The sequence below is a fragment of the Novosphingobium sp. GW821-FHT09E05 genome (genome assembly GCF_059416165.1).
The window spans coordinates 1-21212 of sequence record NZ_JBWKOQ010000001.1 but is presented as its reverse complement, the minus strand read 5'-3'; the positions used below and the strand labels follow the sequence as shown (position 1 = coordinate 21212).

The 21212-nt window shown below is 67.8% G+C and carries 23 protein-coding genes; 7 read left to right on the top strand and 16 right to left on the bottom strand.

The window, feature by feature from the left end; genetic code table 11:
* Positions 1-12 precede the first annotated feature (12 nt).
* A complete protein-coding gene (locus AC07M9_RS00115) occupies positions 13-690 on the top strand; it encodes a spermidine synthase (RefSeq protein ID WP_494880302.1) in 678 nt (225 codons plus the stop codon).
* A gap of 55 nt (positions 691-745) precedes the next feature.
* Here AC07M9_RS00115 and AC07M9_RS00110 read toward each other — a convergent pair whose 3' ends face one another.
* The 6 genes from AC07M9_RS00110 to AC07M9_RS00085 form a co-directional block, all read right to left on the bottom strand.
* Positions 746-955 (bottom strand): hypothetical protein, encoded by a 210-nt coding sequence (locus AC07M9_RS00110; RefSeq protein ID WP_494880300.1) that lies wholly within the window; start codon positions 953-955, stop codon positions 746-748.
* A gap of 35 nt (positions 956-990) precedes the next feature.
* Positions 991-1878: a bestrophin family protein gene (locus tag AC07M9_RS00105; RefSeq protein WP_494880298.1), complete on the bottom strand. Its 888-nt coding sequence runs from the start codon at positions 1876-1878 to the stop codon at positions 991-993.
* Entirely contained in the window at positions 1875-2144 is a 270-nt protein-coding gene (locus AC07M9_RS00100) for a hypothetical protein (protein ID WP_494880296.1), read from the bottom strand. The genes AC07M9_RS00105 and AC07M9_RS00100 overlap by 4 nt, the downstream gene beginning before the upstream one ends.
* A 197-nt stretch (positions 2145-2341) precedes the next feature.
* Entirely contained in the window at positions 2342-2467 is a 126-nt protein-coding gene (locus AC07M9_RS00095) for a hypothetical protein (protein ID WP_494880295.1), read from the bottom strand.
* A gap of 133 nt (positions 2468-2600) precedes the next feature.
* The gene (locus AC07M9_RS00090; RefSeq protein ID WP_494880293.1) at positions 2601-3608 is read right to left on the bottom strand and encodes an agmatine deiminase family protein; all 1008 of its coding nucleotides are present in this window, start codon (positions 3606-3608) and stop codon (positions 2601-2603) included.
* Positions 3593-5302 (bottom strand): M28 family metallopeptidase, encoded by a 1710-nt coding sequence (locus AC07M9_RS00085; protein WP_494880291.1) that lies wholly within the window; start codon positions 5300-5302, stop codon positions 3593-3595. The genes AC07M9_RS00090 and AC07M9_RS00085 overlap by 16 nt, the downstream gene beginning before the upstream one ends.
* A gap of 243 nt (positions 5303-5545) precedes the next feature.
* On the opposite strand from AC07M9_RS00085, the gene AC07M9_RS00080 reads away from it, so the two are divergent.
* From AC07M9_RS00080 to AC07M9_RS00060, 5 genes are all read left to right on the top strand, one after another.
* A complete protein-coding gene (locus tag AC07M9_RS00080; RefSeq protein WP_494880289.1) occupies positions 5546-8269 on the top strand; it encodes a bifunctional [glutamine synthetase] adenylyltransferase/[glutamine synthetase]-adenylyl-L-tyrosine phosphorylase in 2724 nt (907 codons plus the stop codon).
* Positions 8266-8742, top strand: coding sequence for a peroxiredoxin (locus tag AC07M9_RS00075; RefSeq protein WP_494880287.1), 477 nt, complete (start codon positions 8266-8268; stop codon positions 8740-8742). Before AC07M9_RS00080 ends, AC07M9_RS00075 begins: the two co-directional genes overlap by 4 nt.
* Before the next feature lie 77 nt (positions 8743-8819).
* Positions 8820-9608 carry a ferritin-like domain-containing protein gene (locus tag AC07M9_RS00070; RefSeq protein ID WP_494880285.1) on the top strand — a complete coding sequence of 263 codons (789 nt, stop codon included), beginning with the start codon at positions 8820-8822 and terminating at the stop codon, positions 9606-9608.
* 164 nt (positions 9609-9772) lie between these two features.
* Positions 9773-10474 (top strand): M23 family metallopeptidase, encoded by a 702-nt coding sequence (locus tag AC07M9_RS00065; protein WP_494880283.1) that lies wholly within the window; start codon positions 9773-9775, stop codon positions 10472-10474.
* Positions 10475-10688: 214 nt separating this feature from the next.
* A complete protein-coding gene (locus AC07M9_RS00060; protein ID WP_494880282.1) occupies positions 10689-10901 on the top strand; it encodes a histidine kinase in 213 nt (70 codons plus the stop codon).
* Positions 10902-10916: 15 nt separating this feature from the next.
* Here the strand turns inward: AC07M9_RS00060 and AC07M9_RS00055 are convergent, their stop codons facing one another.
* From AC07M9_RS00055 to cyoA, 10 genes are all read right to left on the bottom strand, one after another.
* Entirely contained in the window at positions 10917-11138 is a 222-nt protein-coding gene (locus tag AC07M9_RS00055) for a hypothetical protein (RefSeq protein ID WP_494880281.1), read from the bottom strand.
* Positions 11135-11275, bottom strand: a complete 141-nt coding sequence (locus tag AC07M9_RS00050) for a hypothetical protein (protein ID WP_494880279.1) — start codon at positions 11273-11275, stop codon at positions 11135-11137. The genes AC07M9_RS00055 and AC07M9_RS00050 overlap by 4 nt, the downstream gene beginning before the upstream one ends.
* Positions 11276-11363: 88 nt before the next feature.
* Positions 11364-11807, bottom strand: a complete 444-nt coding sequence (locus tag AC07M9_RS00045) for a GtrA family protein (RefSeq protein WP_494880278.1) — start codon at positions 11805-11807, stop codon at positions 11364-11366.
* A gap of 233 nt (positions 11808-12040) precedes the next feature.
* Positions 12041-12589 (bottom strand): response regulator transcription factor, encoded by a 549-nt coding sequence (locus AC07M9_RS00040; RefSeq protein ID WP_494880276.1) that lies wholly within the window; start codon positions 12587-12589, stop codon positions 12041-12043.
* The gene (locus AC07M9_RS00035; protein ID WP_494880275.1) at positions 12586-13932 is read right to left on the bottom strand and encodes an ATP-binding protein; all 1347 of its coding nucleotides are present in this window, start codon (positions 13930-13932) and stop codon (positions 12586-12588) included. The genes AC07M9_RS00040 and AC07M9_RS00035 overlap by 4 nt, the downstream gene beginning before the upstream one ends.
* Positions 13929-14663 carry an SURF1 family protein gene (locus tag AC07M9_RS00030; protein ID WP_494880273.1) on the bottom strand — a complete coding sequence of 245 codons (735 nt, stop codon included), beginning with the start codon at positions 14661-14663 and terminating at the stop codon, positions 13929-13931. Before AC07M9_RS00030 ends, AC07M9_RS00035 begins: the two co-directional genes overlap by 4 nt.
* Positions 14664-14668: 5 nt before the next feature.
* On the bottom strand, positions 14669-15073 hold the full coding sequence (gene cyoD / locus AC07M9_RS00025) for a cytochrome o ubiquinol oxidase subunit IV (protein ID WP_007683416.1): 405 nt from the start codon (positions 15071-15073) through the stop codon (positions 14669-14671).
* On the bottom strand, positions 15073-15717 hold the full coding sequence (gene cyoC / locus AC07M9_RS00020) for a cytochrome o ubiquinol oxidase subunit III (protein WP_494880270.1): 645 nt from the start codon (positions 15715-15717) through the stop codon (positions 15073-15075). The genes cyoD and cyoC overlap by 1 nt, the downstream gene beginning before the upstream one ends.
* Before the next feature lie 3 nt (positions 15718-15720).
* Complete coding sequence (cyoB, locus tag AC07M9_RS00015) at positions 15721-17736, bottom strand: cytochrome o ubiquinol oxidase subunit I (protein ID WP_494880269.1); 2016 nt, start codon at positions 17734-17736, stop codon at positions 15721-15723.
* A 7-nt stretch (positions 17737-17743) separates the two neighbouring features.
* Positions 17744-19081 (bottom strand): ubiquinol oxidase subunit II, encoded by a 1338-nt coding sequence (cyoA, locus tag AC07M9_RS00010; RefSeq protein ID WP_494880267.1) that lies wholly within the window; start codon positions 19079-19081, stop codon positions 17744-17746.
* A 187-nt stretch (positions 19082-19268) separates the two neighbouring features.
* Here cyoA and AC07M9_RS00005 point away from each other — a divergent pair, with 187 nt between their 5' ends.
* Positions 19269-20582, top strand: coding sequence for an MFS transporter (locus AC07M9_RS00005; RefSeq protein ID WP_494880265.1), 1314 nt, complete (start codon positions 19269-19271; stop codon positions 20580-20582).
* The last annotated feature ends 630 nt before the right edge of the window (positions 20583-21212 follow it).

The following is a 21212-nucleotide window of genomic DNA, read 5'->3' as shown; positions in this document are numbered from 1 at the left end:
GGAACCCACCCGATGATCCAGCGCGAACTCCTCGACACCGCCTGGATCCCCGACGGGGAGAAGCTCGAACTGTTCCGGCACGACCAGGACTTCATGATCGTGCTCGGCCACAACGAGCTGATGAGCACGCGCAAGTGGGGCTCGGAAGAGGCCCTGGCGACAATGTCGTTCGACCGCGTCAAGAATTCCAAGCGCCCGCACTTCCTGATCGGCGGCTACGGCATGGGCTTCACCCTGCGCGCCGCGCTCAAGGTGCTGCCGAAGGACGCGCGCGTCACCGTGGTCGAACTCGTGCCAGAGATCATCGAATGGGCGCGCGGCCCCATGGCGCACCTCATGCAGGGCTGCCTCGAGGACCCGCGCGTGACGCTGGTGATGGGCGACGTCGCCCACGTCATCGCTGAGGGCCGGGGCGACTACGACGCGATCCTGCTCGACGTCGACAACGGCCCCGACGGGCTGGTGCGCGAGGACAACAACGTCATCTACTCCAAGGTCGGCCTGCGCTCGGCCAAGCGCGCGCTGACGCCCGACGGGGTGCTGGCGATCTGGTCGGCCGGGGCGGATCCGGCGTTCAACCGCAGGCTCGAAAAGGGCGGCTTCGCGGTGGACGAGGTCAAGGTCCACGCGCGCAGCAACGGCAAGGGCCCCAAGCACGTCATCTGGTTCGCCTCGCAGCGCGAGGGATAAGGGGGCGCGCTGCGCGCCCGCGCGCTCAGCGCCGCATTAACAGCGCTACAGCCTCCTACCCTTCGATCTGCCTCATCGGCCCCCGCCGCCGCCGCCAGCGCGCAGCCGCCACGATCACCGCGCTGCTGAGCAGCATGGTCGAGACCATGATCCCCACCCCGACGAAGCCCGCCGGGCTGAAGTCGGCGCGCACCTCGGCGCTGAAGCTCTTGCCCAGGCGCACGACGGTGCTGGTGACTTGGCGATCTTTCTTCGAAAAGGGCATCCGCTGCGGCCTCCGGCATAGTGGAAGCCGTCAGCCTACCACAGCACACCGTGCTTGTCCGGCCCCAGCGGCTCGGGCGCTTCCTCGCCGATCGACTGCAACAGGTCGATCTCGATGGTGCGGCACATGGCGTTGAGCGGCAGGTCGTGGATGTCGTTGGCGAAAGGGTCCACCAGATCGTCGCCGATGGTCAGCACGGCGAGAAACATGAGACCCGCGATGGTCGAGCCCAGCGGGGTGGCGAACTGCAGCGTCTCGACGAGGCCGATCGGCAGCAGCACGCAGAACAGGTGCGTGAACAGCATCGGCAGGAAGCGGTACTGGAACGGCAAGGGCGTGTTCTTGAGCCGCTCCATGCCGCCCTGCGCATTGGCGATGTCGACCAGCACGGCTTCCATCTGCGTCTGCTGGATGGTGTCGATCCAGCCGTTGCGCCGCGCCTCGTCGATGCGGCGGCCGGTGCCGTCGAGGATGCCGTTGGCGACATTGGTGCGGGTGAGCGCAAGGTCGGCCTCGTGCTTGGGCAGGAGGCGGATCACTTCCTCGTCGGGCGGCAGGCGGCGCAGCTGGCAGCGCAGCGCGTTGACGTAGGCGATCTGGCGCATGACGATGCGCCGCTTGTAGTCGGACGCCTCGGGGTCGGGCATGAAGTTGCGCGCCGAGCGGGCGATGTTGCGGCTGGCGTTGATCATCAGCCCCCATAGGCCCCGCCCTTCCCACCAGCGCTGGTAGGCCGAATTGCTGCGGAAGCCGAGGAACAGGCCGAGCACCGTCCCGAACAGCGTCACCGGCAGCTCGGGCGCGGAGAACGGCAGCACGTAGTAGGTGATGGTCACGATCACGTCCCAGACGAACAGGACGGTCAGCGGCTTCCAGATTTCCCGGACGACCCGGGCGGGACTCGGTAACTTGTTGACGATCATGGGTGAAGCGCGGACTCCGGTTGCGGCTGCTGGGCAAGCGTCGTGGCACGCTTTTCCTGGAAACTGTGCGCCGGCTTGTCAGCGGGCTTTTCGGTCGAACGGGCCATCGCGATCGAAGTTCCGGTCGCAGGACGGATCGAGAACCAGTTCACGCGGTCGGCCGCCACCAGGAAGGCGAGCACGCCGCAGCCGAACAGCAGCAAGAGCAGGTTGCCGGTGAGCGATTCGCGAAGGCGGGTGCGTTCCGCTTCGGTCATGTGGCGCATGGTCGATCTCCAAATCAGGTTTCGCGCCTAAATTGGTGAGACCAGATTTCGATTGCATCAGCACTTTGCGACGAATCTTTGCTGCGCTGCGGCGTATCGGTGTGCGGTGCAACAAAGGAGACAAGATGCGGCCTTGCGGCGCCTTGCGACGTTGATAAGACGAGAAAATCGGTGAGGCCCGGTGAACGGGCCCACGCTCAGAACGGCAGCGAGGTGCGCGCCATGATCAGCGCGAGAGCGCAACCGCCCACGACAAGCGGACGGAGCAGCCCCGCAGCGGGGTGGTTGAGCGGAACCTGCGCGAGAGCGACGATACGAGCCATGGCCGCGACCATGCGTCGCCGCTGGTTTCCAAAGCGTTAAGGCTGGAACCTCATCGTCTCGTACGGGACCGTCATCCCTGCGAAGGCGGGAATGACAAACCAGGCTCGGTCGAACACGGTCTTTCCAAACGGCTCAAAGCGACGGCATCTGCTGGCTGGAGCAGTGGAACGAGCCCCCGCCCGCCAGCACCGCGTCGGCCAGCACACCCACCGTATCCCGGTCCGGGAACAGCGCGGCGATGGCGGCGACGCCCTCCTCGTCGTGCGTGGTGCCATAGGTCGGCACCACGACCAGCTTCGAGGTCACCGCGAAGTTCATGTAACTGGCCGGCTCGACCCGCCCGCCCTCGCTCTCGACCCGGCCGGGCGAGGGAACCTCGGCAACCGTCACCCCCATCGCCTCGGCCCGCGCCTTCGCATCAGCGTAGATCGCCGCGTTGGGATCGTCCGGGCCGGTCGCCCGCGGCAGCGCCAGCACGTTCGGCGCCACGAAGCGGGCAAGGTTGTCGACATGGCCGTCGGTGTGGTCGTTGATCAGCCCGTCGCCGAGCCACAGCACCCGGTCGTAGCCAAGATCGCGCTTGAGGCGCATTTCGAGGTCCGCCCGCGTCAGGTGCGGATTGCGGTTGGGGTTGAGCAGGCACTGCGCGGTCGTCGCGACCAGCCCGGTGCCGTCGCCGTCGAGCGCGCCGCCCTCGAGGATCCAGTCGGCCAGTTCGACCTCGAGGCCGGCCTCGCGCGCCAGTTCCTCGCCGATCTCCTGGTCGCCGTCCATCAGGTACTTGCCGCCCCAGCCGTTGAAGCCGAAGCGCATAGCCTTGCGGTGGCCGCCGGAGCCTTTGTGCGCGTCCATCACGACCAGCGGCCCGGTGTCGCGCAGCCAGACGTCACCGTAGCGCCGCGTCTCCAGCGTGACTTTCTCCGAAACCAGCTCCGACGCCCGCGCCCGGTTCACCTCGTCGCGCACCAGCAGGCGCACCTCCTGCCCGCTCTCGGCGACGGCGCTGGCGAAGGCTGCCATCTGCTCCTGCGCCGCTGCGAGGAAGCCCGGCCACTCGACCGGGTCATGCGGGAAGCCGATCCAGATCCAGTCCTGCGGATGCCATTCGGGGGGAAGCGCGAACGTCACTTGGTCTTGCATCCCTGGGTTGCGGCCGCGCAGGCCTTGTCGCGGATGGCGCGGAATTCGTCGGTCGGGCGCCAATTGGGCCACATCGGGCCCTCCGCCAGTTCGCGGCCGAGCGCGTAGTAGAGTTCGGCGTCCTGGGCGATACCGGTCCAGTCCCAGTCGTCGGAATATTCGTCGGCCGGGGCGTGGTAGCGGTTGTCGGTGTAGTCCTGCGCGGCCTTTTCGCCCGCCTCAGTGCCGCCGGTCACGAGGTCGGCGCTGCGCTCGATGTTGAACATCGGCACGCCGCGCTTGGCGAGGCTGAAGTGGTCCGAGCGGTAGTAGCCGCCGCGCTCGGGATGGTCCTCGGGCACGTCGGTGAGACCGCGCGCCTTGAGGGCCGCGAGGTAGAGGTCGCCCAGCTCCGACTTGTCGCCGCCGGTCGAGGTGTACGACTTCGACGGCCCGGTCGGCAGCAGCGCATCCATGTTGACGCCGCCGACGGTGTGGTCGAGCGGATAGATCGGATTGGCGCCGTAGTATTCGGAGCCGAGCAGGCCCGATTCCTCCAGCGTCAGCGCCACGAAGACCTGGCTGCGCGCGGCGGGGCCGGCCTCGGCGTTCATCTTCGCGATCCCGGTCAGCACCGCGACGCCGTCGGCGTTGTCGACCGCGCCGTTGCAGATGTCGTCGCCGGTCGCGTCCGGGGTGCAGCGGCCGAGGTGGTCCCAATGAGCGCTGTAGAGCACGACCTCGTCGGGCCGGGTCTTGCCGGGCAGCACGCCGACGACGTTGTTGGACGTCGACTTGCGGATGGCGTTGTCGAACCCGAAGCTGACCTTGAGGCCCAGCGGAACCGCCTTGAAGCCCTTCTTCTGGGCGGCGGCGGTGAGGCTGGCGAGGTCCTTGCCGGCGGCCTTCAGGATCGCCTCGGCGACGGGTTTCTGCACCCAGCCGTTGGCGGCCGTCTGGTCCATGCCGTCGTTGGCCTTCTGAACCATGTACTGCGCGCCGGTCCAGCTGGAGTTGACGACCTTCCAGCCGTAGGCGGCGGGGAAGGTGTCATGCACGATCAGCGCGGCGGTGGCGCCCTGGCGCGCGGCTTCCTCGAACTTGTAGGTCCAGCGGCCGTAGTAGGTCATGCGGCGGCCCTTGAAGAGACCGTCCTCGCTTTCCATCGCGTAGTCGGGGTCGTTGACGAGGATGACCGCGGTCTTACCCTTCATGTCGAGGCCGGCGTAGTCGTTCCAGCCCAGCTCCGGCGCGTTGATGCCGTAGCCGACGAAGACCAGCTCGCTGTCCTTCACCTGCGTTTTCGGCGTCACGCGGTAGCTGGCGGCGACGTAGTCGTCACCGAACCTGAACGACAGTTTCGACGCGCCCGAGACGGTCAGCGGGGTATAATTGCTGCCGGTCAGCTCGACGGTCGGCACCGGCTGCAGCCACTGGCCCCTGTTGCCGGGCTGGAGCCCCGCCGCCTTGAACTGCGCGACGATGTAGTCGAGAATCTTAGGCTCGAGCGCGGTGCTCGGCGCGCGGCCCTCGAAGTCGTCGGCGGAGAGGCGCTTGGTGATCGCCTGCATCAGCGGCACCGGCACGTCGGGCTGTGCGCCCGCATCCTTGGGCGGCTTGAGGGCGGTGCCCTTGGGCAGCGGGCCGTCCTGGGCCGACGCGGCAGTGCACAGGCCAAGCGTCATGGCGGCGGCTAGCGGCAGGATATGTTTCATCGGCGGGACCTCGCGCTGGGACGGGCGCACAGGTGCCAGAGCAGGCGGCGCGGGGCAAGGTGGCTCCTCAACCCCCTCCACTCCATAAATCCCGTCATCCCCGCTCAGGCGGGGACCCGGCTGATGCCGCTTCATGGGACAAGGCAGGAGATGGGTTCCCGCCTGCGCGGGAATGACGAAAAGAAAGAGGTGGTGGTCGCGAACCGCCTTGCTCCTGCCCATTCCGCCGGGCAGGAACGGTCCATGAGTGCCGACTGGACCGCCGCCATCGCCCGCGCCCGCGCCAACGCGCCGTACCTCGCGGGGCTGCTGGAGCGCCGCCCCGCCCTGGCCGAGCTGCTTGCCGCCGGGGACGGCGCGGGCGCGCTGGCCTTCGCGCGCGGCGCCGGCGAAGGCGCGGCCGACACCGGCTCGGCGCTGCGTCGCGAGAAGCAGGCCTTGGCCCTCACGCTGGCCATCGGCGACCTTGCCGGCGCCTTCCCGCTGCTGGAAGTGACCGGCGCGCTTTCCGCCTTTGCCGACCGCGCACTGGATGCCGCCATTGTCGAGGGCATCCGCCGCCGCGTGCCCGATTTCGACCCCGCCGAGGCCTCCACAGGCTTCATCGCGCTCGCCCTTGGCAAGCACGGCGCGGGCGAACTCAACTACAGCTCGGATATCGACCCGATCCTGCTGTTCGACCCCCTCGTCCTCCCCCGCCGCGAACGCGACGAGCCCGGCGAGGCGGCGCAGCGCGTGGCCCGCACGGTGGTCGAGACGCTCTCGCGCGTCGATCACGAAGGCTACGTCTTCCGCGTCGACCTGCGCCTGCGACCCGCATCGGAGGTCAGCCCGCTGGCGATCCCGGTCGATGCGGCGCTGACGCACTACGAATCCTCGGCGCTCACCTGGGAGCGTGCCGCCTTCATCCGCGCCCGCGCCTGCGCCGGGGACATCGCGGCAGGCGAGGCGTTCCTCGCTGCGATCCGGCCCTTCGTCTGGCGCCGCAGCCTCGACTTCGGGGCCATCGCCGAGATCGGGCGCCTCACCGCGCAGATCCGCGCCAGCACCCGCGGCTCGGCGGTGGTGGGGCCGGGCTTCGACCTCAAGAAAGGCCGCGGCGGCATCCGCGAGGTGGAATTCTACGCCCAGACCCACCAGCTCATCCACGGCGGCCGCCACCCGGCGCTCCGCCTGCGGGGCACCCGCGCGACGCTCGATGCACTGGCCCATGCCGGGCTGGTCCCGGCGGAAGAAGCGCGGCTGCTCGGCGAAAGCTACGACCGCCTGCGGACCGTCGAACACCGATTGCAAATGATCCAGGACCAGCAGACCCACAGCCTGCCGAAAACGGCCGAGGCCATCGAGGCAGTCGCCCGGCTCGATGGATTGGAAAGCGGTCAGGCCCTGCTCAACGAATTGACCGCGATCACCGAGGCGGTGGGCGAGCGCTACGATGCGCTCATCATGGCCCATGCGGAACGCTCCGGCGTGCCGGTCGCGATGCCCGACCAGACCTCGCTCGCCGACGAGTTGGAAGCTCTGGGCTTCGCCGATCCACTCGCCCTGTCCGAGCGGATGCGCGGCTGGCTGGGCGGCAAGGTGCGGGCGCTGCGCTCCGAGCCTGCGCGGCGGGCCTTCGAGGCGATCCGCCCCGACCTCCTCGCCGCCTTCGGCGCCGCGCCCGATCCCGAGCGCCTGCTGGCGCGCTGGGAGGAACTGCTGGGCAACCTGCCCACCGCGATCAACCTGTTCAACCTGCTGGAAGCCCGCCCTGCGCTGATCGAGCTGCTGGCGCGCATCCTCGGACTCGCCCCGCCGCTCGCCGACGCACTGGCCCGCCGCGCCGACCTGCTCGACCCGCTGATCGACGCATCCGCCTTCGACCTGCCCGGCACGGTCGAGGAACTCACCGCCGAACTGGCGCGCTTCGAGCCGGGCGACGACTATGAGCGCAAGCTTGACGCGGTGCGCCGCAAGGTGGGCGAGTTGCGCTTCAAGCTGGGCGTCCAGCTGATCGAGGGCGTCAACGACCCGATCGCCATCGGCCACGCCCTCGCCCGAATCGCCGAGGCCGCGCTGGTGGTGCTGACCAATGCGGCCGTGGAGGAATTCCGTGCCGTCCATGGCGAGGTGCCGGACAGCGAGATGCTGGTGCTCGGCCTTGGCCGCATGGGCGGCGGGGTGCTGACCCACGCTTCCGACCTCGACCTCATCTACCTGTTCAGCGGCGACTTTCAGGCCGAGTCGGACGGGCGGCGGCCGCTGGGGGCGACCCATTACTACAACCGCCTGTCGCAGCGCGCGATCTCGGCGCTGTCGGTGGCGACCGCGCAGGGAGCGCTGTTCGAAGTCGATACCCGCCTCAGGCCCTCGGGCGCGCAGGGCCCGCCTGCCGCCAGCCTCGACAGCTTCGAGCGCTACCAGCGCGAACAGGCCTGGACCTGGGAGCACATGGCGCTGTGCCGCGCGCGCCCGCTCTACGGGTCGGCCGAAGGGCGCGCCGCGCTGGCCGGGATCGTCCATGCCGTGCTGACCGAACCGCGCGGGCCCGAAAAGCTGCGCGCCGACGTGCTCGAAATGCGCGCGAAGATGGCGAAGCACAAACCCGCCAAGGGCCCGCTCGACGTCAAGCTGGCGCGCGGCGGGCTGGTCGATCTCGAATTCATCGTCCACTTCATCCAGCTGCGCGAACGCGGCCCCGGCCTTGACCCGGATCTCGGCGAAGCGGTGCGCGCGCTGACCGCCGCCGGGCTGGTCGCCGCCCCGCTGGTGGAGGCGCACGATGCGCTCACCCGCCTGCTCGTCGCCGGGCGGCTGCTCGCGCCCGATGCGCAGGAGCCCGGCCACGCCGCCTGCATGGCGCTCGTGCGCGCATGTGGCTATGGGGACTGGCAGACGCTCGAACGGGGGCTGGCCGAGGCACGCGCGCATGTCGCGGCGGCCTGGCACGCGGCCTTCGGCGAAACCTTGGAGATCGAGACATGACCAACCCCCGCCCCCACGTCGGCGACGCCTTCCCCGACATCGCCCTCGAAACGCCCGAGGGCGCCGCCGTGAAAGTCTCGGACTTCGCCGGCCGCAAGCTCGTCGTCTTCTTCTACCCCAAGGACGCGACGCCGGGCTGCACCACCGAGAACATCGAGTTCTCCGCCCTCGCCCCCGAATTCGAGGCCGCCGGCACCGCGCTGCTGGGCGTCAGCAAGGATTCGGCCAAGAAGCACCAGAACTTCATCGCCAAGCACGACCTCAAGGCCCCGCTCGCCACCGATGCCGAGGAAAACGGTCTCTCGGACGCGCTCGGCATCTGGACCGAGAAGGTGAACTACGGCCGCACCTACATGGGCATGGTGCGCACCACCTATCTGATCGGTCCCGATGGCCGGATCGCGCAGGTCTGGGACAAGGTGAAGGTCAAGGACCACGCCGCCAAGGTGCTGGAAGCCGCGCAGGCGGTGTGAATCTCAGCCACAGAATGAACTAAAGCCTCGTCGCCCCCGCGCAGGCGGACGACGGGTATTTTGATGAAGGGCCACTCATGCAGAACTCCGTAGCCGCCGCGATCCGCGCTGCGCTATGCGAGCGTGACGTACGCGCCAAGACGATGGCGGCGCGCAAGGTCGCGCGCGACTGGCGTCTGGGGCGCCTCGCCTTCGCATTCGACGTCGCCATGCCGGAAACGCCCGGCCGCCCGGACGAGCCTGAGCTGCTGCCACCCGCCAGAATGCCGAAGCGCAAGAACGGCTCGGCGCACGGCCGGATCGCGCTGTGGCACGCGCTCGCCCACATCGAGTTCGTGGCGATCGACCTCGCGCTCGACATGGCGGGGCGGTTCGGACAGGAGATGGGCCCGGCCTTCGTCGGCGATTTCCTGTCGGTTGCAGCGGACGAGGCCATGCATTTCGCCCTGCTCAACCGCCACCTGCATACCCTGGGCAGCCGCTACGGCGCCCTGCCCGCCCACGACGGCCTGTGGGGCGCCGCCGCGGAGACCAGCCACGACGTCGCCGCCCGCCTCGCGGTGGTGCCGATGGTGCTGGAAGCGCGCGGCCTCGACGTCACGCCGGGGGCCATAAACCGCGTGCGGGGCGGGGGTGACGAGCGCGGCGCGCGCATCCTGGAACGAATCCTTGACGACGAGATTCGCCACGTTCGTTTCGGCGCAAACCATTTCACCGACGTCGCCGAACGGTTGGCCGAGGAGCCCGGAAACTTGTGGAAATCCTTGGTTTCCCGTTACTTTCGCAGCAACCTCAAACCACCGTTCAACGACTCGGCGCGCCTCTCTGCCGGTCTGTCGCGCGACCTGTACACGGCGCTTGCCTAGGCGAAACCTAACGGCATAAGTCATGTTCTGCGAGACGGCGGGGGGTTCCGACCATCTCCAATCCTGAAGTGCGGCCTGCTTCCGCTTAGCTGGTCGTGCGAAAACAACGTGGCATGCGCTCGGAAAATGCCGGGCGGATAGCGGCGGAAAGCAAGGTATTGCGAGTGGTCGTAACGAAATTCTTCGCCAAGTTCCGCGCAGTGACAGGACTCTTCGTCGTCGCCGGACTTTCGATGGCCGCGCATCCCGCGATGGCCAACAGCAGCGCCGCCTCGGCCGACATTTCGGCTCCGCTGCGCGCCGCACAGGCTGCCAACCAGTCCGTAACCGGCGGCGAGGACGAACAGTTCCGCCAGCTCTTCAGTTCCTGGCAGAACTTCGAGGAAACCGGTCTCGCTTCGGCCAAGCCCAAGCCCGCCATCTCCGGCAGCTTCGCCTCGGTCGCCATCCCCTCGCGCAACCCCCTCGCCCAGGAACGCATGACCAGCACCTTCGGCATGCGCGAACACCCCATTCTCGGTGGCCGCCGCGCGCATAAGGGCGTGGACCTCGCCGCCCCCGTCGGCACCCCGATCTACGCCACCGCCGACGGCACCGTCAGCCGCGCCTCGTGGTTCAGCGGCTACGGCCTTTACATCGCACTCGAGCATGGCGGCGACATGCAGACCCGCTACGGCCACATGTCGCGCCTCAACGTCGCCGAGGGCCAGCGCGTCCACAAGGGTGACGTGATCGGTTTCGTCGGCAGCACCGGCAACTCGACCGGCCCGCATCTGCACTACGAAGTGCGCATGGCCGGCGAAGCGGTCAACCCGATCCCCTACATGCAGACCGGCATCGCCGTCGCATCCGCGGCGGATCACTGAGAGTTTCAAACCCCCGGCCAGGACCGCGCAAGACGGTCCGGTCATCGTAGGTTTGGAGAGGAGGGAAAAGGCGGTCCATGGGCCGCCTTTTCTTGTTGGGGCTCCTGGAAGGCGGCACCCTGAAAATCTCCGCCGCGCTGCCGTCATGGTCCGGATGGACGAGCCGCGTTTCCGCCCCACCCCCCACTTGCGCGAACGCCGCCGACGACGCTGCATGCGCTTCGCGCTCACCGATGCGTCCGGAGCGGAGATCGCGGTGATCGTGCGCGACATCTCCGCGCGCGGCCTCAGCGCCGCCGCGCTCGGCCCGCCGCCCGCGCTCAACGAGGTGATCCGCGCCCGGCTGGTGGACGGCCGCGAACTGTGGGGTCTCGTCCGCTGGCGGGAAGACAACCTGTTCGGCGTCGAGTTCGATACCCAGGGCTGAGCCCCTTCCCGGTCATTACGCGCGATCAAGCCGCTTGCGCTTGCTGTCCGAATGGCAACCCTTGGCGCAGCACGGCCCCTGCGGGGGTCCCGGCGGGGCGTCACGGACGGGAAGGCGGAGCATCGCCGCCGAGCCGCCGCAAAGTGGGGCAGGCAGGGTGCGCGCCTCTGCCTCCAGCGGACCGACCATCGCCGGCAGCAGCGCCAGCGCGCCGAACAGCGCGAGCGACGCCTTCACGGCACGTCATCGAAAAGGATGCGGTTGGCGGCACCATCCCGGTTTTCGAACCGGCCGGCGCCCAGGGCCCGGAAGCGGAACGGCCCTGCCCATCCGCGGGCGAGGCCCTGCAGGATCGGGAGACTCAGGATCGTCATGTCGCCGCCTCCTGTCCCGCAGCATGAGCCCACCGCGGCCAAGCTGCCCGCCCTCGCCATAGCAGCCCGCCGCGGCTCACGGTAGGATTTACACCTCGTGAAAGTTCAGCGTCGCGTTGAGGATGAAGACGATCGTCCCCGAGCATAGCGAGACGACCACCCGCGCCACCATGTAATGCGTGTCGAGCGGCCCGGTCAGCAGGGCGAAACCGGCGAGGATGATGGCGAGGCCGACCAGCGCATTGCCCAGGAAATAGATGTAGCCGGTGAACAGCCCGCGATCGGTTTCTCGAAAGACCCAGATACGGGCGAGGACGTAGTTCAGCGCGTTGGCGGTGACGAAGCCCAGCGTCACGGCGACGAACTTGTCGATGCCAAGCTGTGACACCATGACCCAGATCAGCCCCATGTCGAGCGCGAAGCACAGGCTGGAGGCAACGGCGTTGCGCAGGAACAGTACCGCGCCGTACCGGCTCAGCAGTCCGGGATGGTCGGGATGGTCCTGGACGGGACGGGAAATCAGCATGATCATGGCGAACTCTAGGGGGCGGAGGTTGTTTCCCGCGCTGCAACAAAGCGCCCTCCGGACGCGGCGGGGCGTTGTCCGCTTCGGCGACCAGTGGGGCGTAATCGAGGATCATGACATCCCGGCGAGAACCTATCCACCGCACCTTCGTCGTCAGGCAGGGCGAACCGGCGGCCGACGGTCTCGCCGGTTGCGAGCCGGCGCGGATGCCGGTCAACAGGAAGCGGCGGCGCGAGCGGTCATACCTGCCGCTTCTCGAGCTTGCGCGCGAGGGTGCGGCGATGGAGGCCGAGGCGGCGGGCGGTTTCCGAGATGTTGAAGTCGCACTCCACCAGGGTGCGGTGGATGTATTCCCACTCCAGCGTCTTGATCGAGCTCCTGCGCCCTTCGAGCGGCACGCTGGCATCGCCGCGCAGGGACGCGAAGGCGGCCTCGATGTCGTCGGTGTTGGAGGGCTTGGCGAGGTAATGTGCGGCGCCCAGCTTCACCGCCTCGACCGCGGTGGCGATGCTGGCGTAGCCGGTCAGCACGACGATGCGGGTGTCGGGCGAGCGGGCGTGCAGCGCCTCGACCACCGCAAGGCCCGAGGCGCCGCCCAGCTTGAGGTCCACGACCGCGAAGTCGAAGCCCTCCGTGCTATACAGTGCCTCGGCCTCTTCGGGGCTGGCGGCCGAGGCCACGCGGTAGCCCCGGCGCTCGAACGAGCGGCGCAGTGTGCGCGCGAAGGTGGGATCATCCTCGACGATGAGCAGGCTCGCGCCTTCGGGCAGTAGGTCGGTCTCGCTCATGCGATGGTGTCCGGGCCGGTATGGTCGAGCGCCAGTGTAGCGAGGGGGATCGCCAGTTGCACGCTCGCACCGCCGCCGGGACGGTTCTCGACCGAAACGGCGCCGCCCAGCTTGCGGATCACGTTGACCACCAGGAACAGACCCAGCCCGCCGCCGTCGCGCCCCTTGGTCGAGGCGTAGGGCTGGCCGATGCGGTCGAGCATCTCGGGCGCGAAGCCGGGACCGCGGTCGCTGACGGTGAGAACGAGACGGCGCGCGTCCCCTGCGCCTTCCAGCCAGGCTTCCATGACCACGAGGTCGGGCGAGACTTCGGCGGCGTTGTCGACGACGTTCCCGATCACCTGGCGCAGGCCCGGGTCGGCGATGATCGGCATGTCCTCGTCCACCCGGTCGACGAGGCGCAGTTCGCCGGGGATGCGCGTGCGCCATTCCCCGGCGATGTCCTCGATGAAGGCGCGGACGCCGGTGGCAGCCGGGTCGATGCCGCGCACTTCGCCCGCCGACATGAGGATGCCCGAGACGATGGTCTTGCAGCGGGCCAGTTCGCGGCGGACGTCGGCGAGGTCGGCGGCCATGTCCGGGTCGCCGGCGATCAGCGGTTCGCGGCTCCAGTCGCCCAGGATCACCGAGATCGAGGAGAGCGGCGTGCCCAGTTCATGGGCAGCGCCGGACGCCAGCAGCCCCATGCGGATGATGTGGTCCTCCTCCGCCGCCTGCTGGTGCAGGGCGCTGAGCTGCGCGTCGCTCTCGCGCCGGTTGCGGTCGAGCCGCACGACGAAGACGATGAGCAGCACGGCGGCGAGCACGAAGCAGAACAGGCTGCCGTAGATGTAGAGGCGGAACGGGTCGTTCGCGTGCGGCGGCGGCAGGCGCAGCGGCGTGTAATGGAAGGTCAGCAGCGCCATGCAAAGGCAGGCGTTGAGCGCGACGAGCCAGCTCCACCGTGCTTCGAGGATGATCGCACCGATCACGATCTGAAGCAGGAACAGGAAGGTGAAGGGATTGGTCGCCCCGCCCGAGTGGTAGAGCTGCCAGCACAGCGCCACCACGTCGACCATGAGCGCCGAGAACAGTTCGCGCTGGGAAAACGTCCGGCGGCGCTTGAGCACGCCCGCGACCGCGAGATTGATGACCATCAGCAGCAGCGGCGCCAGCAGCAGCGGGGCGAGCGGCAGGTTTACCCTCAGCACGGCCGAGACGATGACGATCGTCGCCAGCTGGCCGAACACCGCGAGCCAGCGCAGCTGGGTCAGCAGCACGACGCTCGAGCGACTGGGCGACATGCCCGCCATGCCCGGCGCGATGCCGGGGATGGCGAACAGCGCCGCGATGCGGTCGATCACGCCCGGCGCCAGATGTAGCCGAGGCCCACCATGGAAAGAAGGGCCAGGGTGAACCACGTCAGCGCGTACATGAGGTGATTGTCGGGGAAGTGAATCTGCGTCAGGCCGGGGACGGGCCGCGGCGTGGCGGAGGACGGGCTGCCCGGCTGCTCGACCTGTGCGTCGACGAAGGCGGGGACCACCGCGCCGAGCCTGCGCGCCGCCGCCATGCCGTCCACGTCGCGCGAATACCAGCGGTCGTCCTGCGGGCGGTTGGACTGGAGCACGCTGCCCTTGGGTTCGCTCTTGCGCAGGAGCCCGGTGACGGTGACGCGGCCACCGGGAGCGGTGGCTCCGGCCAGCGCGGCACTGGTGCCGGCAGGCACGAAGCCGCGATTGATCCAGACCCGGCGGCCATCATCCATGCGCAGCGGCGTCATCGTCCAGTACCCCGTCCCCAGGTCCGTGGCGGCCCGCACCAGCGCGGTCGCCGTTCCCTGATAGACGCCCGAGGCCCGGACGCGAAGATATTCCAGATCGCCGGCCTTGCTGCCAGAGAGCGCACCATTTGCGGGCACCTCGACCGGCTCTGCATGGACCCGCGTCTCGACGCGGGCGATCAGCGCGTGCTTCCAGTACAGGCGCTGGACCTGCCAGACGCCCAGCGCGGCGAACAGCGCCATGGCCGCCAGCAAAAGCGCGGCAAGCCCATAGGGCCGCCGCGCTGCTGTAGTCGTTTCCGATGTAGGCACCGGGATCAGCCCATCGAACTCATCTCGTGGCTCATCGGCATCATGTTGTGGTTGAGGTGGTACATGACCCAGAGCGAGCCCGAGAGCGCGATCACGACGATGACGATCGTGAAGATCAGCGCCATCACCGTCCAGCCGTTCTCGGACTTGGTGTTCATGTGCAGGAAGTAGATCATGTGGACGACGATCTGCACGATCGCGAAGGCCATGATGACCAGCGCGGTGGTGCGCGGGTCGGGGATGGCGCCCGACATGACCAGCCAGAACGGGATCGCGGTGAGCACGACCGAGAGCAGGAAGCCGACCACGTATTCGCGCAGCGAGCCATGGCCGCCGTGCTCCATGGTGTCCTCGGCATGCGCGTCGGGATGGGGATGGGCGGCGGCGTTGTGGGTGTCGGCGTGGGCCATCACAGCATTCCCATGAGATAGACGAACGTGAAGACGCCGATCCAGATGACGTCGAGGAAGTGCCAGAACAGCGATAGGCACATCAGCCGGCGCTTGTTGGCCGGGATCAGGCCCTTCTTTCCGACCTGCACGACCAGCGTGAACAGCCAGATCAGGCCGAAGGTGACGTGGAGGCCGTGGGTGCCCACCAGCGAGAAGAACGCGGTGAGGAAGCCCGAGCGCATCGGCGTCGCCCCCTCGTGGATCAGGTGGTAGAACTCGTAGAGCTCGATCGACAGGAAGGCGATGCCGAACACGGCGGTGACCAGCAGCCAGATCTGCGTCGCGCCCTTCGAGCCCTTCTCCATGGCCAGCATGGCGAAGCCGTAGGTGATCGACGAGAACAGCAGCATGGCGGTGTTGAGCGCCACCAGCGGCAGTTCGAACAGGTCCTTCGGTCCTGGCCCGGCGGCGAAGCTGCCCCCGAGCACGCCGTAAGCGGCGAAGAGCATCGCGAAGATGAGGCAGTCGCTCATCAGGTACATCCAGAAGCCCAGCATGGTGCTGCCGCCTTCGGGATGGTCGTGCTCGTCGAGGTCGTAGAACGCGGCCTGGAGCTGCGCCTGGCTCAGGTCATGAGCGGGGTTCAAGGTGCTTGCACTCATGATTCAGGCTCCCGCCGCGGCGAGCTGGCGGGTCCGCGCCGCCTCGGTCGCTTCGACCGTCTCGACGGGGATGTGGTAGTCCCGCTTGTAGTTGAAGGTATGGAAGATGGCGTAGCCGATGATCCCGGCGAACGAGACCGCCGCGAGCCACCAGATGTACCAGATCATCGCGAAGCCGAGCGCGGTCGACAGGCCGGCGAGGATGATGCCGGTGCCGGTGCCCTTGGGCATGTGGATCGCACGGTAGCCGGAGGTCGGACGCTCCACGCCGCAGCGCTTCATGTCATCCCACGCGTCGATGTCATGGACAATCGGCGTGAAGGCGAAGTTGTACTCAGGGGGCGGCGAGGAGGTCGCCCACTCGAGCGTGCGGCCGTGCCAGGGATCGCCGGTTTCGTCCTTCAGTTCCTCGCGCTTCCAGATCGACACCGCGAACTGGACGAGCATGGCGCCGATGCCGCCGGCGATCATCAGCGCGCCGAAGGCCGCGATGACGAACCAGATCTGGATGCTCGGATCGTCGAACACCCGCATGCGGCGCGTCACGCCCATGAAGCCCAGGATGTAGAGCGGCGTGAAGGCCACCCAGAAGCCCGGGACCCAGAGCCAGAAGCTGACCTTGCCCCAGAACTGGTTGAGCTTGAAGCCGAAGGCCTTGGGCCACCAGTAGTTGATCGCCGCGAAGATGCCGAACAGCACGCCGCCGATGATGACGTTGTGGAAGTGGGCGATCAGGAACAGCGAGTTGTGCAGCACGAAGTCGGCCGGCGGCACCGCGAGCAGCACGCCGGTCATGCCGCCGATCGTGAAGGTCAGCATGAAGGCGACCGTCCACATCATCGGCAGCTCGTAGCGGATGCGCGCGCGGTACATCGTGAACAGCCAGTTGAACAGCTTCGCGCCGGTCGGGATCGAGATCACCATGGTGGTGATGCCGAAGAACGAGTTGACGCTCGCGCCCGAACCCATCGTGAAGAAGTGGTGCAGCCACACGAGGTACGACAGGATGGTGATGACCAGCGTCGCGTAGACCATCGACGAGTAGCCGAACAGGCGCTTGCCGCAGAACGTCGCGGTGACTTCCGAAAACACGCCGAACAGCGGCAGGATGAGGATGTAGACCTCGGGGTGGCCCCAGATCCAGATCAGGTTCACGTACATCATCGGCGAGCCGCCGAAGTCGTTCGAGAAGAAGTTGAAGCCGAGGTAGCGGTCGACCGAGAGCATCGTCATCACCGCCGTCAGCACCGGGAAGGCGGCGACGATCAGGATGTTGGTGCAGAGCGAGGTCCAGGTGAAGATCGGCATGCGCATCATCGTCATGCCCGGCGCGCGCATCTTGACGATGGTCGCGATCAGGTTGACGCCCGAGAGCAATGTACCGACACCCGCTATCTGCAGGGCCCAGATGTAGTAGTCGACGCCGACCCACGGGCTGTACGCCAGGTTGGAGAGCGGCGGATAGGCCAGCCACCCGGTCTGTGCGAACTCGCCGATGAACAGGCTCATCATGACCAGCACCGCGCCGGCGGTGGTCATCCAGAAGCTGAAGTTGTTCAGGAACGGGAAGCTGACGTCGCGCGCGCCGATCTGCAGCGGCACGATGTAGTTCATGAGGCCGGTGACGAACGGCATCGCCACGAAGAAGATCATGATCACGCCGTGGGCGGTGAAGATCTGGTCGTAGTGGTGGGCGTTGAGGTAGCCCTCGTTGCCGTTGAAGGCGATCGACTGCTGGATGCGCATCATCACCGCGTCGGCGAAGCCGCGCAGGAACATGACGAGGCCGAGCACCATGTACATGATGCCGATCTTCTTGTGGTCCACGCTGGTGAACCACTCCTTCCAGAGATAGCCCCAGAGCTTGAAGTACGTCAGCGCCGCCACGAGGGCGACGCCGCCCAGCGCCACGACCACGAAGGTCGCGAGCACGATGGGCTCTTGCGGGAGCGCGTCCAGCCACAGGCGGCCCATGATCGGGCTCCAGTGGGAATGGTCTACGGCGGCTTCTAGTGCCATGATCGTATCAGTTCCGGGAATTCAGGGAAACGTGAGCGGGCTTGGCGGCCGCGTCAGGCGCACGCGCCTCGCGGTCCCCGAGCCCGATCGACTGCGGCGCGGCCAGGCCGGCACCGTTCAGCGAACGCAGGTCGGTCGGCGCCTTGACGGTGCCGTCGGGCGCCGCTCCGGGTATCTGGCGGCACAGCGCGCGCACCCAGGCGAGTTCCTTGCGGACCGCGTCGTTGGGGTTGGCGGTGGCCTCACTCCCGGCCTGGCGGCCGTTCTTGTCGTAGGCGAGCATCGAGACGTTGCGGATGCCGGCCTTGCCGAGACCGCCGCGCGCGTCGATCGCCATCATCTCGCTCGAGCACATCTTGCCCGGCTCGACGCACATGTCGACGATAGCGTCGTAGAGGTCGGGCGCGACCGAGGCGTAGCGGATGACCTGGACCTTCTCGCTCGGCTTCTCGAGCGCGAGGTAGGCCGCGCGGTCGAGGTTGCCGCCGACCGGGCGGGCGCTCTGGCCCTCCGGCAGCGGATCGTCGGCCGGCTGGCCGGCGGGTCCGGGCTGCATAGGGGTCGCCTTGACTTGACCCACCCACTTGGCGAAGTCGGCGTCGGAAACCGAGTGCGCCGCGAAGCGCATGTTGGAGAAGCCGGCGCCCGAGTAGTTGGCGGAGAAGCCCTCGAACTTGCCGGGCTTGTTCATCACCGCGTGCAGGCGCGTTTCCATGCCCGGCATCGCGTAGATCTGCCCGGCCATCGCCGGCACGTAGAACGAGTTCATCACACTCGACGAGGTGATCTTGAACTGCAGCGGGCGGCCCGTGGGCACGACCAGCTCGTTGACCGTGGCGATGCCCTGCTCGGGGTAGATGAACAGCCACTTCCAGTCGAGCGCGACCACTTCCACCTCGAGCGGCTTCGCGTTCGCCGCAACCGGGGTCTCGCCGTCGATGCGGCCGATGGTGCGATAGGGATCGAGCAGGTGGGTGCTGACCCACGTCACCGCGCCGAGGCAGATGATGATGAGCAGCGGCGCCGTCCAGATCAGCAGTTCAAGCTGGGTCGAGTGATCCCAGTCCGGCTCGTACTTCGCGTCCTTGTTCGACGCGCGGTAGCGCCAGGCGAAGATCACCACGGCGGCCATGACCGGAATCACGATCAGCAGCATGAGCAGGGTCGAGATGATGACCAGGTCGCCCTGCTGCCGCGCCACGTCGCCCGCCGGGTCGAGCACGACGGTGTTGCAGGCGGCCAGCGACCCGGCGAGTGCCAGGGCCGACAGGGCGCGCAGGTTGAGGAGGCGACTCGGACCGCTGCGGCGGCCGGGCGGGTTCAGGCGTGACTCGAGCAGGTGCATGGCGCTGCGCCTAGGCTCGTGCTGCGGATGCGAACATAGGACATTTTGTCCAATCCCCTTGCGGCCCGCCAATGACGATAGGCCGCATGTTGAAGCCGGGCGCTTGCCGCGCCTGCGCGATTCGCGGACGCGTGGAGACTCCCGCCCGGCCGTGTGTTACTACCAGACAAAGGCTGCGAGACGCCAGATGAGCATTACCACTCCATCAACCCGCGAGGAACTCGGCCTGCCGACGTTCAAGCCGCACCACACGATCTCTCCCGGAGAGATCGCGATCGGCGTGATCATCGGGCGCACCTCCGAATTCTTCGACTTTTTCGTCTACGCCATCGCCTCGGTGCTGGTGTTCCCGAAGCTGTTCTTCCCCTTCGTCGATCCTCTGACCGGGACGCTCTATTCCTTCGCGATCTTCGCGCTGGCCTTCCTCGCCCGTCCGGTCGGCAGCCTCGTGTTCATGGCGGTCGACCGCGCCTACGGCCGCGGCGTCAAGCTGACGATCGCACTGTTCGGCCTCGGCGGCTCCACCGCCGCGATCGCCTTCCTGCCCAGCTACGAGACGGCGGGCATGACCTCGGTCTGGCTGCTCGCCCTGCTGCGCCTCGGACAGGGCTTCGCCCTTGGAGGGACCTGGGACGGCCTGGCCTCGCTGCTAGCGCTCAACGCGCCTGAGAACCGCCGCGGCTGGTACGCGATGATCCCGCAGCTCGGCGCGCCGTTCGGCCTGATCGTCGCCAGCCTGCTGTTCGCCTTCATGATCACCACCCTGCCCGCGGCCGACTTCCTCGACTGGGGCTGGCGCTATCCGTTCTTCGTCGCCTTCGCGATCAACGTCGTCGCCCTCTTCGCGCGACTGCGCATCGTCGTCACCGAGGAATTCCAGAGCCTGTTCGAAAGCCGCGACCTGCAGCCCGTGAGCGTCGTCGGCACCGTGACGCGCGAATGGCGCACGATCGTCATCGGCGCCTTCGCGCCGCTGGCCAGCTTCGCGCTGTTCCACATGGTCACCGTGTTCCCGCTCTCGTGGGTCTTCCTCTTCACCCGCGAGGCGCCCACCGGCTTCCTCCTGATCGAGGCGCTGGCCGCCGCCTTCGGCGTCGTCGCCATGGTCGCCTCGGGCCGCCTCGCCGACCGCTACGGCCGCCGCACCCTGCTCGGTGCCTGCGCCGTCGCCATCGCCGTGTTCAGCGGCTTTGCCCCTCAGCTGCTCGACGGCGGCACAGCGGGCGAGATCGTCTTCATGATCTCCGGCTTCATCCTGCTGGGCCTCGCCTTCGGCCAGTCCTCGGGAGTCGTCTCCTCCGCCTTCGCGACCGAGCACCGCTACACCGGCTCGGCGCTCACCAGCGACCTCGCTTGGCTGTTCGGCGCCGGCTTCGCGCCGCTGGCCGCGCTGCTGCTCTCGGTGAAGTTCGGCCTGATCGCCTCGGGCGGCTACCTGCTCTCCGGCGCGCTCGCGACGCTGGTTGCGCTCTGGCTGAACAAGGAACTCGCAAGCCGCTGAGGCGTCAATCCGGACAACAAAAAAGGCGGCAGTCCCATCGGACTGCCGCCTTTTTTATGTTCCTGCCTTGGTTGCCCTATCGACCGTGACCGCTCAGCAAGAGCCACAGGGTCCTCCGCTCCCTGGTGCGCAACCGGCTACCTGACACAAAGAGCCATGTTCGTCAGACCATCCAGCTAGGCCGCTCAACTCACCGACCTCGAGCGCGAAGCGCCGCGGCAATCGAGCCAACGGCGCATCCCCTCTGCCGTCGGGGCATAAGCCATGTCACCATGCGCACGTAGACGAGAGCCTGTTTCGTGAAGGCTCGCGCTTTCGCAATTCCGCTTCAAGATGCCGCTCGTCAGCCCGATCAAACCGCGCGATCGCGGTCTTCGCGATGCGTTTTACGGATCCTCACTGGCGCCTGCAGAACTGCGCGAGATGCTCACCTTCCGGCATGGCCCTTTGCTCTGAGATCAAGCCTTATGACCACGAGCCTCCGGTGTTTCGCGCGGCTGCAGGGGCGAGGCTGGCCAGATTATGTCTGCCCGATGTGGCGGGAGGCGGGGGGCGGGCCACGGGATCGCGGTGAAGATGTGGCGGGTGGTTGGGGCCTGATCCGGGCGCGCGGGTCGAGCCGCGCTGGTC

Bases quoted from the DNA above. Each gene is read 5' to 3' on its own strand.
- AC07M9_RS00115 (WP_494880302.1), top strand. From the start codon at position 13: ATGATCCAGCGCGAACTCCTCGACACCGCCTGGATCCCCGACGGGGAG.
- AC07M9_RS00110 (WP_494880300.1), bottom strand. From the start codon at position 955: ATGCCCTTTTCGAAGAAAGATCGCCAAGTCACCAGCACCGTCGTGCGC.
- AC07M9_RS00105 (WP_494880298.1), bottom strand. From the start codon at position 1,878: ATGATCGTCAACAAGTTACCGAGTCCCGCCCGGGTCGTCCGGGAAATC.
- AC07M9_RS00100 (WP_494880296.1), bottom strand. From the start codon at position 2,144: ATGCGCCACATGACCGAAGCGGAACGCACCCGCCTTCGCGAATCGCTC.
- AC07M9_RS00095 (WP_494880295.1), bottom strand. From the start codon at position 2,467: ATGGCTCGTATCGTCGCTCTCGCGCAGGTTCCGCTCAACCACCCCGCT.
- AC07M9_RS00090 (WP_494880293.1), bottom strand. From the start codon at position 3,608: ATGCAAGACCAAGTGACGTTCGCGCTTCCCCCCGAATGGCATCCGCAG.
- AC07M9_RS00085 (WP_494880291.1), bottom strand. From the start codon at position 5,302: ATGAAACATATCCTGCCGCTAGCCGCCGCCATGACGCTTGGCCTGTGC.
- AC07M9_RS00080 (WP_494880289.1), top strand. From the start codon at position 5,546: ATGAGTGCCGACTGGACCGCCGCCATCGCCCGCGCCCGCGCCAACGCG.
- AC07M9_RS00075 (WP_494880287.1), top strand. From the start codon at position 8,266: ATGACCAACCCCCGCCCCCACGTCGGCGACGCCTTCCCCGACATCGCC.
- AC07M9_RS00070 (WP_494880285.1), top strand. From the start codon at position 8,820: ATGCAGAACTCCGTAGCCGCCGCGATCCGCGCTGCGCTATGCGAGCGT.
- AC07M9_RS00060 (WP_494880282.1), top strand. From the start codon at position 10,689: ATGCGCTTCGCGCTCACCGATGCGTCCGGAGCGGAGATCGCGGTGATC.
- AC07M9_RS00050 (WP_494880279.1), bottom strand. From the start codon at position 11,275: ATGACGATCCTGAGTCTCCCGATCCTGCAGGGCCTCGCCCGCGGATGG.
- AC07M9_RS00045 (WP_494880278.1), bottom strand. From the start codon at position 11,807: ATGATCATGCTGATTTCCCGTCCCGTCCAGGACCATCCCGACCATCCC.
- AC07M9_RS00040 (WP_494880276.1), bottom strand. From the start codon at position 12,589: ATGAGCGAGACCGACCTACTGCCCGAAGGCGCGAGCCTGCTCATCGTC.
- cyoD (WP_007683416.1), bottom strand. From the start codon at position 15,073: ATGGCCCACGCCGACACCCACAACGCCGCCGCCCATCCCCATCCCGAC.
- cyoC (WP_494880270.1), bottom strand. From the start codon at position 15,717: ATGAGTGCAAGCACCTTGAACCCCGCTCATGACCTGAGCCAGGCGCAG.
- cyoB (WP_494880269.1), bottom strand. From the start codon at position 17,736: ATGGCACTAGAAGCCGCCGTAGACCATTCCCACTGGAGCCCGATCATG.
- cyoA (WP_494880267.1), bottom strand. From the start codon at position 19,081: ATGCACCTGCTCGAGTCACGCCTGAACCCGCCCGGCCGCCGCAGCGGT.
- AC07M9_RS00005 (WP_494880265.1), top strand. From the start codon at position 19,269: ATGAGCATTACCACTCCATCAACCCGCGAGGAACTCGGCCTGCCGACG.